At 46.3% G+C, this 16,018-nt stretch carries 13 protein-coding genes; 6 read left to right on the top strand and 7 right to left on the bottom strand.

Annotated elements, in window-relative coordinates; all coding sequences use genetic code 11:
* The first annotated feature begins 76 nt into the window (after positions 1-76).
* The 3 genes from CES79_RS00445 (at position 77) to CES79_RS00435 (ending at position 4,116) form a co-directional block, all read left to right on the top strand.
* Positions 77-541 carry a Fur family transcriptional regulator gene (locus CES79_RS00445; protein ID WP_054653665.1) on the top strand — a complete coding sequence of 155 codons (465 nt, stop codon included), beginning with the start codon at positions 77-79 and terminating at the stop codon, positions 539-541.
* A gap of 280 nt (positions 542-821) precedes the next feature.
* Positions 822-1,820: a peptidoglycan recognition protein family protein gene (locus tag CES79_RS00440; protein ID WP_089135987.1), complete on the top strand. Its 999-nt coding sequence runs from the start codon at positions 822-824 to the stop codon at positions 1,818-1,820.
* A gap of 361 nt (positions 1,821-2,181) precedes the next feature.
* Positions 2,182-4,116, top strand: coding sequence for a KxYKxGKxW signal peptide domain-containing protein (locus CES79_RS00435; RefSeq protein ID WP_089135986.1), 1,935 nt, complete (start codon positions 2,182-2,184; stop codon positions 4,114-4,116).
* A gap of 179 nt (positions 4,117-4,295) precedes the next feature.
* Here the strand turns inward: CES79_RS00435 and CES79_RS00430 are convergent, their stop codons facing one another.
* From CES79_RS00430 to CES79_RS00410, 5 genes are all read right to left on the bottom strand, one after another.
* A complete protein-coding gene (locus CES79_RS00430) occupies positions 4,296-5,063 on the bottom strand; it encodes a YibE/F family protein (protein WP_089135985.1) in 768 nt (255 codons plus the stop codon).
* Positions 5,042-6,178: a YibE/F family protein gene (locus tag CES79_RS00425; protein WP_089135984.1), complete on the bottom strand. Its 1,137-nt coding sequence runs from the start codon at positions 6,176-6,178 to the stop codon at positions 5,042-5,044. The genes CES79_RS00430 and CES79_RS00425 overlap by 22 nt, the downstream gene beginning before the upstream one ends.
* A gap of 394 nt (positions 6,179-6,572) precedes the next feature.
* Entirely contained in the window at positions 6,573-8,375 is a 1,803-nt protein-coding gene (locus CES79_RS00420; protein WP_089135983.1) for an ABC transporter ATP-binding protein, read from the bottom strand.
* Positions 8,368-10,104: an ABC transporter ATP-binding protein gene (locus CES79_RS00415; protein ID WP_054653657.1), complete on the bottom strand. Its 1,737-nt coding sequence runs from the start codon at positions 10,102-10,104 to the stop codon at positions 8,368-8,370. The genes CES79_RS00420 and CES79_RS00415 overlap by 8 nt, the downstream gene beginning before the upstream one ends.
* Before the next feature lie 157 nt (positions 10,105-10,261).
* Positions 10,262-10,690, bottom strand: a complete 429-nt coding sequence (locus tag CES79_RS00410) for a universal stress protein (protein WP_089135982.1) — start codon at positions 10,688-10,690, stop codon at positions 10,262-10,264.
* 235 nt (positions 10,691-10,925) lie between these two features.
* Between CES79_RS00410 and CES79_RS00405 the strand changes: the two genes are divergently transcribed.
* The 3 genes from CES79_RS00405 to CES79_RS00395 all read left to right on the top strand — a co-directional run bounded on the left by CES79_RS00405 (position 10,926) and on the right by CES79_RS00395 (position 14,388).
* Complete coding sequence (locus CES79_RS00405; protein ID WP_089135981.1) at positions 10,926-11,150, top strand: hypothetical protein; 225 nt, start codon at positions 10,926-10,928, stop codon at positions 11,148-11,150.
* Positions 11,151-11,393: 243 nt separating this feature from the next.
* Positions 11,394-13,313 (top strand): M13 family metallopeptidase, encoded by a 1,920-nt coding sequence (locus tag CES79_RS00400; protein WP_089135980.1) that lies wholly within the window; start codon positions 11,394-11,396, stop codon positions 13,311-13,313.
* Between the two features lie 136 nt (positions 13,314-13,449).
* On the top strand, positions 13,450-14,388 hold the full coding sequence (locus CES79_RS00395; protein WP_054653651.1) for a nucleoside hydrolase: 939 nt from the start codon (positions 13,450-13,452) through the stop codon (positions 14,386-14,388).
* Between the two features lie 193 nt (positions 14,389-14,581).
* Here CES79_RS00395 and citG read toward each other — a convergent pair whose 3' ends face one another.
* Positions 14,582-15,433 (bottom strand): triphosphoribosyl-dephospho-CoA synthase CitG, encoded by an 852-nt coding sequence (gene citG, locus CES79_RS00390; protein ID WP_054653649.1) that lies wholly within the window; start codon positions 15,431-15,433, stop codon positions 14,582-14,584.
* A complete protein-coding gene (gene citX / locus CES79_RS00385; protein WP_089135979.1) occupies positions 15,430-15,987 on the bottom strand; it encodes a citrate lyase holo-[acyl-carrier protein] synthase in 558 nt (185 codons plus the stop codon). The genes citG and citX overlap by 4 nt, the downstream gene beginning before the upstream one ends.
* Positions 15,988-16,018 lie beyond the last annotated feature (31 nt).

Here is a 16,018-nt window from a genome sequence, read left to right as displayed (position 1 = left end):
CTCTGGAATTTTTCTAAGAAAAGTGTTTAAATGAAGATAACTAATAATTAATCTAATCTGAAAGGAGACTATTATCATGAAAGCACCTGACGATACTCTTAGTACTGCGCTTCAAAAACTCCGTGAACAACACGTGCGGATCACGCCCCAGCGTAAACTAATTCTAGACTACTTAATGAATCATGAAAATCATCCACCAGTTGAGGAAATCTATAAGGAACTGGCACCCCAAATGTCATCGCTGAGTCTAGCCACTGTTTATAATACTCTAAAGCTATTTGTAGAACTAGGAATCGTCATTGAAATTCCTAACGAAAACGGTGGTGTGCGCTACGATTTCTTTGGTCGGCCCCACTATCATGCCATTTGTGAAAACTGCGGTAAGGTCACCGATATTTATGATCCTAACCTGCCACAAATTGACGGCATGCTCCAAAATACGGCTAAAAAGCAATCTGGTTATACTTTTAACGCGTGTCACATCGAGCTATACGGCATTTGTCCTGAATGTCAGGCCAAGGGCGTCACGTTAGCCTCGTAGCCAGCCATTAACTTAAATTGGAACCGAGTTAGTTTGCGTCTAAGTTAACTCGGCTTTTTGATGTGGTCTTTATTTTGTAACAAACAGCCACCAACTGAAAGTTTTGTTACTTGTTTTTAACATGAATGAAAACAAGCCCCCTTTAGCCTGCTAAAGCAGTGTCTATGACTGTAATATTAGGCTTTCTTGGCTTTCACTTACTTGTCAAGGGTCTTTATTATCGGTAGTATAGTCGCAGAGAATGAATCGACCGTTCATTAAAAAATTTGTTTATAGAGAGATGATTAGTGTGAAAAAATTTTCCTTACTTCTTACCGGCTTGCTGACATTATTCACAGTGGGAACCGCTAGTACCACCACTGCTCATGCCAGTTCAGCTGTAAATAATTATATTTCCAGTCAAAATATCAAACCCGCTAAAGTTACCAGTGCACTTTGGGGTGGCTTTCCTAAAAATGCTTACCGTCATGGTGTTGGTAAACCAGAGGGTGTCGTTGTGCACGAAACTGCCAACCCGAATTCAACGATCTATAACGAAATCGCTTATATGAAGTCTCATTACCGCAGTGCTTTCGTCCATTCATTCGTTGATGCCTCACACATCATCAACATTGCTAATACCAAGTATTTAGCTTGGGGTGTTGGTTTCCCTGGTAACTCACGCTTCGTTCAATTCGAACAAGTCGAGGTTCACAGCAAGAGTGCCTTTGCCCACGAAATCTCTAACGCCGCTTGGTACACCGCCTACCTGCTTCACCAATACGGCTTGAAACCAAACGATGCCGCTTATGATGGTAAGGGTACTGTTTGGTCTCACGGTTCCGTTGCTAAGCACCTAGGTGGTTCAGACCATACCGATCCCGTTGGTTACTACGCAACCACTGGTAAGCGGTACTTTGGTCAAAGTTACAAGATGAGTGACTTCTATCAATTAGTCCACTCTTACTACTACGATAATTTTAATGGCTCGGCTTCAAAACCAAGCAGTTCAGCAACCGCTACGGAACTGGACAAAGTTACCTACACTAAGACCACTGCAACTGGTAAGCTTTCCAGCCAATACACTAATTACAGACTCTATAACCACGTTAAAAACGCCTACGCCAACACGTCAAAATACAGTTGGTCATCCGTTAAGGCTACCGCTGGTAAAACCGTCTACATCAACAACAAGGGTGTTAAGGATAAGGCTGGTACAACTTGGTACCGGTTCACCTTCAGCACTGCTAAGAATGCTAAGCAGTACTGGGCATACGCTAATGCAGTTGACGTTGACTAATCTTAAAATTTAACTCAAAGGTGCATGACAAAACGTAATAAACGATGTCTGCATGCAATGGCAGTTCTCTTTGATGAAGGGAGCTGCTTTTTTGATTGATCATTTATGGGTCAAAGTACGGATATTGATTATCTGAAAGACACATTTATATAAAATGATTCTTAGAAACTTAATTTTTGTATTTACTGATTACATTCAAAACATGTCCACGAATACTGATAAGCAAGTGATTATTACAGATTATTGTTTTAAGCATATTTAGCCACTTCATTATTAATTTATGTTATCTTAATGTCGGAGGGTAGAATACTGTTACTTTTTTGTAACGAGGGATTAAATAAAAAGGAGTGGGCAATTTACTATGTCAAAAAATAATCTACAATCATCATTTACTGAAAATAAGTATCACGTAAAGCTCTATAAGAGAGGTAAACAATGGGTAGCTATGGGTATTACCCTGGCGACTCTTGCTGGAATTTCATTTGCCACTAGCACGACTGCTAATGCGGCAGAAACTACGACTAATGACCCTACCGCCAACGTTAGTCAATCTGCACCAACAACTACATCAGGCACTGAAGTCGTTATCAATACTCCAGCCGCAACCGGTAATGCTGATACATCAATCCAAATGAATAAGGCTGCTGGTACGAATAGCGTATCCAGTGATAACCCTACTGAAAGTCAGGCTGCAGCCACAACCCCTGATTCACAAACACAGCCAGCTGATACTCACACAGCATCTAACGCGGGTAAGCAAGCGGCTGTTAATACACCAACTGCTTTGAAATCACCTGCTACTCCGGCACCAGCAACATCAACCCCAACAGTTGATCCTACTGTTCCTGCACCTGATAAGTCAGGTGCAGCTTCCACGGATTTAAGCAATCCAGGTAGCCGTAACGAATCACCGACTGTGGTTACTAGTGATAGTAAGGAAAATCAACCTGTAGCCAATGTTTCCGGAAAAGTTATTGATACTGTTAATACCCCAGATTTGAAGGCCGGCGACACAGATAACATTGCCGATAACCTTCAAAAAGTGATCGTCCAAGTCGGTGATAAAAATTGGACGACTACTGGTGAATCTGGCAGTAAAATTAATTACGATACTACCGCAATCACGAGTTTGGTCCCTCTGGGCGATGCCTTGGTAGGCCCGGTTAAAGACTTACTGACTGCGGTGGGTGCCCCAATTAACTTTGATGCCGACGCAACAAAAAATCAGGTCGTCACTTTGCCTCTTTCAACAACTCTAGTTACAACTCGAACCATTCATTTGGTAAATAGCAATGGCAAATCACTTGCCCCTGATGTTGTTCAACCAGTATATTGGGTTGGAGTCCCATTTAAGGACAATTCGTTTGTCGTCTACACCCCAATAAGCTGGTATCCAAGCCTTGACGTTCCAACTATCAGTGGCTATACAACAGATACTACAGAAGTTCCTGCAGCTGACCCCATGATTATGGGGACTAAGCCTGAGAATCCCTCAGATATCTCAATCATCTACATTGGCAATCAAACCACTGCTGATGTCACGATTCCAAGCAACCAGGGAAATCAAACGGTTTCTAATGTAAGTGGCAGGGTTGGCGATATCTTTACTGTTCCAGTGCCAGTGATCGATGGCTATACGGCTGATAAATCAGCAGTTCTCGCAACCGTTAACCCAGATGGCTCAATCACCGTCAATGATCCTAAGGCAACCTCTGGCGATGCCGGTTATGTCACCTATACTTCAAACACTTCGAACGTACCAAACCCTGGTAATAATAATGGGCAAACTGGCAATCCTAGTGATACTGGTAACTCAGGCAATCTAGATAACAACTCTCAAGATAGAAACGTTATCTCACCTACTGATACAACCACTCAACCAGGTACTGCGGTAACCACGCCAACAACCCCATCAGGGTCAAGCAGCAAAACAGCCACGACCCCAAGTGTAAATGGGACTAAGTCAGCAGACTCGAACACCAGTCAATCAACTGATCACGGCACCGTAGTAGCCAACCCGAATACTTCTGCTACCAATTCTTCATCCGCAATTGGTCAGCAACCGACGACAAACTTATCCAGTGCAGTCACAACTGCTGGTCAATCAGCTGCCGGTCAGGCAATGCCTAATGAAACGGCAACGAATTCAAATGAAACGCGTCAAACTACTAGCGGTCAACTACCACAAACTAACGAACAATCGCATCAAACTCAAACTGCAGGGGTGCTTGGCTTGATCATGCTGAGCCTATTGGGTCTGTTTGGTCTCAGAAGAAAAGAAACCGACGACAAATAATCGATAGTCTAGATATCAAGCCAGGATTGACGTAGCAATTTTGCTATTGCCACCCTCCAGAATTGTAGTTTTACTAAACGCAGTCATCTCCTGATGGCTGCGTTTTTTGCGCGACGCTTTAATGTATCAAAAAAGGGAATCAAAATACCGTCGCATTTTGACTCCCTTATCCTATTTTTTTATTTAACAAACTTTTTACGGGCTTGCCGTTCACTAGCGACCATCGCCCAAGTAGTCAGTGGAATCGTGGCGATGACTGACATCATTGAAAACAGCACCATCAGCACTTCTCCAACAAGGATCTTATCGTTTAAGATCTCACCCATCGAGTAGTGGACCCCGGCAAACCAAATGAACAGCGCCAAAAACCCACCAAAAAAGCCAAAGAACAACGTGTTAAACGTGGTTCCAATAATCTGTGACCCAACTCTGAAGCCGGCTCCCTGCAGATTTTTAAGCGTGATCTTAGGGTGCTGTTCCAAGATTTCGGCTAACCCGGCCGCAATCGCAATGGCGGCTTCAGCAATCGCCCCTAACGTACTCAAGATAGCGGTCGAAATGGCAACGTCTAAGTAACTGATGCCTAAAATGGTGGACATGCCTTCTAGATCTTCACTGTCTTCTTGGCCGAACCCCTGAATCTGGGCCCAGTGTTCAACTGGAATAATGATAATGACCAACAGGATCAAAACCGCCACGGACGCGTAAAAGGCAACCATGGTGCTGGTAGAATCTTTGCCACCCAAAAAAATCGTCATTGCTAGTACAATGATTCCAGTTACTAACGTGACCAGCACCGGCGGCAAATGAAAGGCCATGAGTACCATGGCAAAGAACAGCGCACCAAAGTTAAAGATCAGGCTGATCCAAGCTTGCAGTCCCTGAGAACCACCCACAGCGACCATACAAATCAGTAAAATTAAGCCTAATGCTGTAATCGTCCCCATTTACGGCCACCTCCTATCATGAGACTCGTAATTCCGCAGGCTAACGGAATCGTCAGTACGATGCCGATGCCACTGATGAGGCTTTGAACTACCCCCAACGACATGGTCATATTAAAGGAATAGTTCCATGAATTGGCGTTCTTCAAATAAAGCAGCGCCATTGGCAACGTCTCAGCCACGAAGATAAAGAAGAGCACGTTGACTAACGGGCCCATAATTTCGCCACCGATCTGCCTGCCGGATTTAAAGATCTGTTTTGCAGAAACATCTGGTTTTTCGGCTTTTAACGCCGTTAGCGACGCGATAATATCCGTTGACTCATCCATCACGGCGCCCAACGAACCTAAGATCGTTTCAGCTAGAAACAGCGGTCGTGGCAACTGGGTCACGTACTGCATGGATTCATAGTAAACGCCCTTTTCATGGGTCAAACTAAACACGATCAAGGCGACAATGATTGACAATGCCGTCCCGCCAATCGTCGACAGCAACGTCATCAGCATTTGCCGGTTGAACCCGATCACGATCACTAATGTGAGGGCCGCAAAAACGATTGCCAGCCCACCGAAGATCATCAGTACAATGCCACCCTGCGTATCGGCGTTCCAGCTCACGGCTAGCCAGAATAAGATGCCGTTAACAATGACGCTGGTCAGAGCCATTAACCCGCTAAATCGCATGAGAACTAACAGCAGGCTCACCGTCAGCCAGACAGTGAAGGCCAGTGCCGTATCCCGTTTAAGGTTACTGATCGTTGCCGAAAGCTGACCGTTATGATGATGCGCCGTCAAAAAGACTTTCTGGCCGGTATGATACCCCAGTGTCGTTGACTCCGATTTTAAATAGGTATTTTCAATTTTAAGGTGTTTCCCTTTATTACGGCCGTTAGTGATCACACCGTGCAGCTCCTGTTCTACTTGACGGTCCTCATTATGAAACTGATCAGACTGTTTTGTTGAGCTAATTTGTTTAATGGATTGAATTTTTAAGATTGGTGTCTGATACAGACTGTCATCGTGTGCCACACCAAAAACTAATAACGCACCCAAAATGACCACTAAAAACGGCCACCAGCGTTGCCACAAAGAATGCGTCTTATTTGCTTGATTTATCATTTCACTACCACCTTATCACATACATCATATCATACCGAAAGTTGCTGAATGAAAAGTGCCGACAGATTTAAACTAACCGTTAGTTTTAAACTTTTAATTATCTGCCCTTGCAATTGAGTGGGTGGATAGGTTAAAATGGTCGAGTGATTGATTACACCAGATTTATAAAGTGAGGGTTAGACATTATGAGAAAAGCACATCCACATGGAGTACAAGGCCGCCGTCCAGTGAACCAAAAGAAGGACGCGAAGCGCCAAAAGGAAATTTCAAACTTGCAACAATGGCTTAAGAGCGACAAGAAGTAATTCGTTACTTCTTGCAAGCATTGCAGGTAAAAAAGTCTCATTTAAGCGACTATGCATGGTCACTTAAATGAGGCTTTTTTTGCTGTTTTTTAGGCTAATCCTTGATACAGTTCATAGTATTTTCCGTGCTGCTTAAGCAATTCTTCATGGGTGCCGCGCTCAATGATGCGGCCATCATCGATAACTAAGATCAGATCCGCATTAAAGACGGTCGATAGCCGGTGGGCAATCACAAACGTTGTTCGGTGAGCCATTAAATTATCCATACCAGCCTGAACCAAACGCTCCGTTCGTGTATCAATATTGGAAGTGGCTTCATCTAAGATCATCACAGGCGGGTCCACGATGGCGGCTCGCGCGATAGCTAGCATCTGGCGCTGGCCAGAAGACAATTCTTCACCATCACCCGTGATCTCCGTATCATACCCAGCCGGCAGTTCATTAATGAAAACGTCTGCCCGGGCTAATTGGGCCGCCGCAATCACTTCTGACTCAGTTGCCTGGGGAGCACCATAGCGAATATTGTCCCGAATCGTGCCAGTAAAGAGGTGGGTGTCCTGTAAGACAATCGCCATGGCCCGTCGCAAATCGGCCTTCTTGATCGTGGCAATGTCCACCCCATCGTACCTAATTTGACCGCTGCTGATGTCATAAAATCGATTCAGCATATTGGTCGTGGTGGTCTTCCCCGCCCCAGTTTCACCGACCAGGGCAATTTTTTCACCCGCCTGAGCTTCAAAGTTAAGATCGTGCAGCCCCGCGCGTGACTGCGGATAGGTGAAGTTAACGTGGGCAAAGGTGATCTCCCCCTTCACCGGTATCCGTGAAGCGGATTTATCGGCCGGCTGCCAGAACCAATCGTCACCCTGTTTGACCAAGGTCGTCGTCCCCTGATCATCTTCAGGTGCTTCATCCAATAACTGGAAGATGCGCCCAGCACCAGCCATCGCCTGAATGATTGCGTTTAACTGCTGTGAGATCTGGGCAATTGGCTGACTAAAAGAACGACTCAGCTGCAGGAACGCAGCAATGGTCCCCAACGTCAGCAGGTTCGGGTGCATAATGGCTAACCCGCCACCCAGTATCGCGATTAAGACGTACAGCAAATTCCCCATGTTGCCCATAATTGGGAACAGCATCGTGGCAAAACCGTTCGCGTACCGGGCATCGTTTCGTAGCGCATCGTTATAAGTTTCAAATGCTGCTTGAACCGGTTTTTCGTGGGAAAAAACTTTGATGACCCGTTCGCCGTTCAGCATTTCCTCCACGAACGCATTAAGTTGCCCAATGGCTGATTGCTGCGCCCGAAAATACTTCGCACTGCGATGAGTCAGCCAGCGTACGATAATGATACTGGTGGCAAAAATAGCCAGAGAAACTAACGTCAGTACCGGACTTAAAACCACCATGGCCACGAGGGCAAACGTCACGTTAAACAGCGCTACGATAAACTGCGGAAAACTTTGCGTGATCAACTGCATCAGCGTGTCCACATCGTTAGTGTAACGGCTCATCACGTTGCCATAGTCATTTTGATCAAAGTAACGCAGCGGTAAGGTCTGCATTTTGGCAAACATCTGGTCTCTGATTGATTCTTGAATTCGCTGGCCGATCACTGCCATAATCTGGGTATAGATCACGGTGGCAATCACCCCCACGTAGAAGATCACCGCCATGACGCCGATTGCCAATAGTAGCGGCCCGAAACGCGGGTTCGCCACCCGCATCAGCGGGATAATGTAGTGGTCGATCAGCCGCTGAATAAACAGGGATCCGGCTACCCCGGATAAAGCGCTTAAAATGATGGTTATGAGACTGATACTGAGCCAGCCCTTATAATCACTCACCAGCAAGCGTAACAGCCGCCAGAACGTCTCACGTCGTTTACTCATGCGTCTCACCCCCGCCCTGCTTCTGCTGTGCTTGGTAAAGCTCACGGTACCACTGATTATTAGCCAGTAATTCCACGTGGGTGCCAATGGCTTCAATACCGCCGCGGCGCATGATAATAATTTGGTCGGCATCAATAATACTGTCGACACGCTGCGTGATCATCAGCTTGGTGACGTGGGGCAGATCACGCTTAAACGCCTGGCGAATGCGGGCTTCCGTTTGCGTATCGGTGGCACTGGTGGCATTATCCAAGATCAAGATCTTCGGCTGCTTTAACAGCGCTCGCGCAATCGTTAACCGCTGCCGCTGACCTCCTGAAACGTTTTGGCCGGTCTGTTCAATCTTAGTATCCAGACCATCTGGCAAACTATCGACAAAATCCTTCGCTTGCGCTTCTTGCAGGACCCGATTCAGCTGCTCATCCGTTGCGTCCGGATCACCCCAGCGCAAGTTTTCCCGAATCGTCCCCGAAAATAAGATCGTATTTTGCAGCACCATGGCCACTTGATCACGTAAGGTCTTCAGCGCATACTGGCGCACGTCCTTACCACCCACCCGCACGGTCCCGCTGGCCACATCGTATAACCGGGGGATCAACGACACTAAGGTGGTCTTGGAGGTCCCAGTCTCGCCGATAATGCCGACGACCGCACCGCTTGGAATGTGTAAATTAACGTCGTTTAACTGGTCTTCATCACTGCCGGGATAACGGAAGGTGACGTGCTCAAAATCGATACTGCCATCGGAAGCTTCCGTCTCAGCGTCTGGCTGTGCCACAATGTCCGGCGCCGTTTCCAGCACTTCAACGACCCGTTCCGCCGAGGCCTGCGAAACGGACAACTGTGAAAAGATCATTGCCAGCATATTAAGACTAAATAAAATTGAGGTACTATAAGTAAACAAACTGACAAATTGCCCGATCTGAAGAGTTTTACCGACAATCAGCTTCGCCCCCAGCCACGATAAAATCAGCATCGTGGTACTAATGACGAACTGCATTAAGGGCATGTTGAACGCCACGATTCGCTGCGCCTTAGCGAAAACCTGGGCGATCTCTTTAGCTGACTGGCGAAACTTTGAAATTTCAGCACCCTGCTGCCCATAGGTTTTGACGACCCGGATTCCCCTGAGATTTTCCCGTACAACGCGGTTTAATTTATCGTATTGTTTAAACACTTGCCGAAAGAGCGGCCGGGAATGCTTAACGATCCAAAACAAGCCAACAGCGAGTACCGGGACCACGAACACAAATAGCCAGCCGGCTTGGCTGCTCACCAAGAAAGCCATAATGATTGAAAATAACAGCATGGACGGTGCCCGCACTGCCACTCGAATCAGCATCTGATAAGCCGTTTGAATGTTAGTGATGTCCGTAGTTAACCGGGTCACTAAACTGGAAGTGGCAAAATGATCGAGATTTTGAAAGGAAAAAGTTTGTACCTGACTAAAAATATCGTGCCGCAGATTCTTCGCGAACCCAGCTGCTGCCTGACTTGAAAACCAACTGGCACTGGCCCCACAAGTCAGCGATACCACTGACATCAACAATAATAAGATGCCAATTCTAAGTACCACTGATAAGTGACCAGGCCGGATACCCTGATCAATAATGGCCGCCATTAAAAACGGAATAAACGTCTCAATGGCGGTTTCTGAAACCACAAATAATGGCGAAATAATCGTTTGAAATCGATACTCACGAACTGATTTCAATAATGTGCGCAGCAACTCACACACCCCCCATGTGTTGAAATTACAGTAAGTTTACCATGAGTTTCAGCGTTTTTATGGAAAAAGCACTTGCGAATTAGCTGACTAAAAAAACGTGCCCTTCTACCAAATAATGGCGGAAAAACACGTTCGTTAATTGCTTGCTTCTAATCGATTAATCTCCAACAACCAAGACTGGCGTGATGGAGCGCCGAACCACATAGGAGGTCGTAGAACCCATGATTGCACGGTTTAAGCCGTGAACCCCAGACTTACCAATAACGGTTAACGTGGTATCTAACAGGTCGGGTAACGTCTCCGAAATGGCCTGCTTCGGGATGCCAACTTCAAAATCGGTTGCCACGTCCACGCCGGCAGCCTTCGCCCGCGTCTGCGCGTCTTTAAGTGTTGCCTCAGCCTGTTCCTTCATATGGGCCATGATATCATCACCAAAAATTGCCCCGTACTGCGTATAGCTTTGATCGTTAGCAATCGCCACAACGGTAATCTTTGAATCATAGTGTTTGGCGATATCCACCGCAGCATCAAGTGCCCGATAAGCATTTTCACTGCCATCTACTGGAACCAAAATTTTTTCAAACATGAGTGCCACCTCCATCGGTTTTCTTATTTTTATGCTACCACATTTGAAAGCGCTACCGCAAAAATTTGTTCCAAATTAATTGGTCAATTTTAATCGCAACCGCTGTTAAAAAAATTTTACTGTGCTAAATCGCCACATAACAGTACGTCGCTTCACCTTGCCGAAATGTCAAGATTGAATTCCAAATTTTGGCTCCCTATAATGGAGTCTGAGTTTTTGAATCGGGGGGATATCAATGCAACAGACATTACAGAATCTATCATCAACAATCACGGAAGCTTACCATCACAACTGGGTCATTAAGCTGACATTAAGCCGGTCTCAAGCTGTCACGGGAATGGTAAATACTTCTCCCAGTCACGGTGTATTTTACCTGACTCACAATGGTGATATCGAAAAGTTTGAATTGGGAGATTTAAACGACGTGACCGTCATCGAGAAAAAATGGTGGAAGCTTTAAGCTGAAATCAACTTTCTGAAGGCCGACTCACGATCCGTTTGCATTTTGTTTTTGGCGTACCGGTTTAAGAGCTTCACAATTTGAATAAACTAACTGTTCAGCCACCATATGGTTGAATAGCTACCGTAAATCTGACGTGTGCTAAAGTTATTAACGACTTTAGCACCGTCTTTTTTCTACCCGCATCAAAATGTAGCAGTCTGCAGTATAATGAAAACAGTCTAATAATATGGAGGTTGTCAAATGGCAGATAAAATTGATCACAGTTTAATCAAAACTGATTTATACGACGCCGTCAACGGCGAATGGCTTAAAACGGCCACTATCCCAGGTGACCACTCAACAACGGGTGGCTTTACTGACCTCTCAGATAGCATTGAAAAAACTTTAATGGCCGACTTTAAGGACTTATTAGCTGGTAAATTAAAACCGCAAAACGCTGAAATGGGTGAATTTAAGCAATTTTATGAACTGGTCAGTGATTTTGACAAGCGTGAAAAAGATGGCAGTGCACCGTTAAAGCCCTACCTTGACCGAATTGAAGCCCTCAACAGCTATCAAGATCTCAGTGATCAGCTGGCTGACTGGATTTTAACGGGTCTACCAACACCGTTTTCACTGGATATTGATTCCGATATGAAGGGGTCTCATAATTACGCTCTATTCGCCAGTGGTCCCCGCCTGTTCTTGCCGGACAAGACCTACTACGATAAGGATAACCAGGCGGCTAAACAACTGATGCCCGTCCTTGAAAAGATGATGGCGCAATTGTTCAAACTCGCCGGTTATGACGATGCTAAGGCGCAACAAATTATCGAACAGGCAACCACCTTTGATAAACTGATCGCGCCACACGTCAAATCAGCTGAAGAAGGTGCAGATTACAGTAAGATGTATAACCCACGTACTTTGGATCAGATTGATAACAGTACTGATCAACTGGACTTGAGAACTGCAATTACCAGCTTAGTTCACGGTACCCCAGAAAAGATCATCGCTACTGAACCCGCCTACTTCGATGCACTGAATGATCTGCTAACTGCTGATCACTTCCAGATGATGAAGAGCTGGATGCTGTTTAAGGCTGTTATGGGCCTGTCTGGCTACTTAACCGAAGAACAGCGTCAGGCTAGCACCATTTACAGCCGGGCCATGAGTGGCCGTAAGGAAGCCCGCAGCCAAGCTAAATCCGCTTATGATCTCGCCACTGGTGTCTTTGACCAAGTTGTCGGTGACTACTATGGCCGCAAATACTTTGGCGAAACCGCCAAAAAAGACGTTCATGATATGGTCGTAAAAATGGTCAACGTTTATAAAAAACGGCTGGCTAACAACACCTGGCTGGGTAAAGCAACCCGCGAAAAGGCGATTTTAAAACTGGACAAACTGGGGATTCAAGTGGGTTATCCAGATAAGATCGATGCGCTTTACAGTAAATTCAAAGTCACGCCCGCAAGCGATGGCGGAACGGTGTTATCAAACCTGATGACCTTCACCCGCATCCGCAACGAAGATGACTTTGCTCGCTGGAACCAGCCAGTGGACCAAACCCGCTGGGAAATGAGTGCGGACACCGTCAACGCCTACTTCCATCCGTTTTACAACATCATTGTTTTCCCAGCTGCTATTTTGCAAGCCCCATTCTACAGTCTTAAGCAGTCCTCTAGCGAAAACTTCGGTGGCATCGGCGCGGTAATCGCCCACGAAATTTCCCACGCCTTTGATAATAATGGGTCGTTGTTTGATGAAAATGGGAGCCTGAACAACTGGTGGACGGAAGCTGATAATCAGCACTTCCACGAACTCGCCGAAAACATGGTTAAGGAATTCAATGGTATGCCATACGCTGGCCAAAAGGTCAATGGTAAACTAACGGTTTCCGAAAACATCGCCGACGCTGGCGGCTTATCCTGTGCCCTCGAAGCGGCTAAGGGTGAACCTGACGTGGATCTAAACGCCTTCTTCCTCAACTGGGCTAAGATCTGGCGCCAAAAGGCCACGCCAGAACGGGAACAGCTACTCTTGTCCATTGACGTTCACGCCCCAGCCAAACTGCGTGCCAACGTTCAAGTTCAAAACCTGGATGACTTCTTTAGTACCTTTGACATTCAACCTGGTGACAAGATGTATAAGGTACCTGCTGATCGCGTTAAAATTTGGTAATAACTAAAGTTTTATAACAACCAGCCAAGGTTCCCTTTAAATGGAAACCTTGGCTGGTTTGCTATATGGTCCTCAGTCTTGACTACTGACTTAATTCTGCGTAAAATTTTCTAAAAATAGGTGGAGGCCTTGTCTTATGCACAATGTTTATTTTGATCATGATGGTAACGTTGACGATCTCGTTTCACTCTTACTGTTATTGCAGATGCCCGATGTTAACTTAATTGGTGTCGGTGTCATCGATGCCGATGGCTACGTTGATCCCGCTTCTTCAGCATCCCGAAAAATTATCGATCTGTTCGGCCACACTGATCGCAAACCGGCAGCGGTTGCCAAATCTAATTCCCGGCCAGCGCACCAATTTCCCAAAGAATGGCGGTTAAGTGCCTTTTCATTTGACGATTTTCCAATCTTAAATGAACATGGCGCACCGCAAACACCGCTGGCAGAAAAGCCGGCCCATCTCGATATGGTCGATGCTATCAAGCAATCAGATACACCAGTCACCTTGGTGATGACCGGCCCGTTAACGGATCTAGCTCGCGCGTTAACGACCGATCCGTCTATCGCCGACAACATTGATCAGCTGTACTGGATGGGTGGCACCATGAACAACCAAGGCAACGTTTCCGAACCCGGCCAAGATGGTACCGTAGAATGGAACGCTTACTGGGACGCTCAAGCAGTTAAAACGGTTTGGGCTTCACCGTTAAAGATTACCATGGTCGGCCTAGACAGTACTGATCAAGTGCCTTTGACCAAGGAACTGCGCATTCGCTGGGCGAAACAGCGACGCTATCCAGCCCTTGATCTCATCGGTCAAGGCTACTCACTGGTCCATTCGTTTGAAGCGAACTCCACTTATTATCTCTGGGACGTTTTAACTACTCTGGTCAGTGACTATCCTGATCTGGTGGATTCAAAACCGGTTAAAAGCGCGGTGATCGACCATGCGCCAGCTGAAGGACGGACATATATCACTGATACCGGGCGTGACATTACTTTTGTTACCAACGTTCACGCTGAGGCATTCTTTGATAAGATCGATGAACTGGCTAAAAGTGCAGCTGATTAATAAGATAAATGAAAAGAGGAGTCAACGTTTATTTGGACGTTGACTCCTCTTTTGCTGCATACTGATATCTTACCGAAACCTGTTCTGCAACTCTGATCCCGGCCGTATAACAAAGAAGAGTCAAGCTCCCCAAACCTAGGGAACTCGACTCTTCTTTGTTATACTCTGGCATCAACCCGAGTTGTCTCACACTCTATATAATTTCTTCCCGCAACCCAATAAAAATCGTCAGGATCAGCAGATCAGCTGATCCGCCTAAACTGAGGTTACGTTCGGTGAAGACAGCGTTTAATTCGTTAAGAAAGGCCATTCCCTGAACGGTTCGGCTACCGCCTAACGCAAAGTAATGCTGCGACTGCTGATGCGCCCAGTCGACCACCGAGTCGGTTTGCGCGCGTTTCACCAAATTGGTGTCCACCGTGCTGCCGACAATGGTCATTAAGGTATCCAGCAAGCGCTGATTCTTAGTCCCCTGGTGTTTCCGTAATGCGGGTAGCGCCACGTTCATCACCGTTGGGAAACCAGCCTCAGCCTCACCGCGAATACCCTTAATACCGTATTTTAAATACTGTTTTTCACCAGCGGTTAACGATTCGGGCGATTTATCATCTAAGTCTTTAAAATCATTAACGGTTAGATCTTTCAGCATTGCCTTCACGATATCTTGTAAAGAGTATTCGTTATGGTCCACGCGATACGCATCCGCCGTCACGAGAATCCCCAATGAGAAGATGGCGCCCTTATGCGTGTTGACCCCTTCAGTGGCACCAAACATCGTGTGTTCGGCAACCACCCCATCCGGCCGAATCCCTAAGAACAGGTCGTGCAGGTTATCGCCCTGGAAGTTTGCGCCATGGGTCGCGCAACGGTCAAAGTACTGTCGCAGGCTGACGGCGCTGTCGATGAAGGTAAATACGTCCATGTCGGGATGCGGACCGCTGGAAACGGGATCCACCAACCCAGGCTTCGGATTGACACTCACTTCGTATAGCAATGCCCGTAAAGCATCGCTGACCAGTGTGGTCTTTTGAGTATCGTCCATCATTGACGTCCTCCATCAGAGTCGAATTCAGCGGTATAGATCTCACTGATTCGAGTTTGTAATTCCAAGACAGAATGGCGTCTGGAACGCGCACAGTCTTTAGCTTCACGGTTACAAAGCAGACATTTTCGGACTGGCATTTGAAAGTCAGACCGGGATAATGCCCGTGCGTTGCCGGCGTGCACCACATCAACATCAAACAATCTGCCAAGGTGGTCATGGTCTTCAAATTCAACCGCTAATTTTTTAACGGCCGTTGGGTCCAGTTCAACCACAATGAAAAGTTCATTTCCAGTTGGTTTGTCCCACTGTGTCACCGTTTGGAAGTGCCGTGTCTGCGCCTTAAGCTGGTCATAAAACCGGTTGATACCAGCTGAAAATAACCGCCGAAGCTGATCATTATTTTTAATTGGCCCAGGAATATTCAGCTTAATGGCAATCAGTGTTTGCATCGGGTATTGCTTTAGCAATTGCTGCTGCAGTGCCACCCGCGCATCACGATTATCCAGCACATCGGTGATTGTCTGTGGCTGACCCGTTTGAAATATGGCGACCATAACCTCAGTCCTTTCAGAGAATTGTCTAACG

Origin of the sequence: Secundilactobacillus silagei JCM 19001 (genome assembly GCF_002217945.1) — a bacterium.
In the GTDB taxonomy this organism is placed as follows: Bacteria; Bacillota; Bacilli; order Lactobacillales; family Lactobacillaceae; genus Secundilactobacillus; species Secundilactobacillus silagei.
The sequence above is the reverse complement of the archived record's forward strand: the minus strand, read 5'-3'. Positions and strand labels throughout refer to the sequence as shown.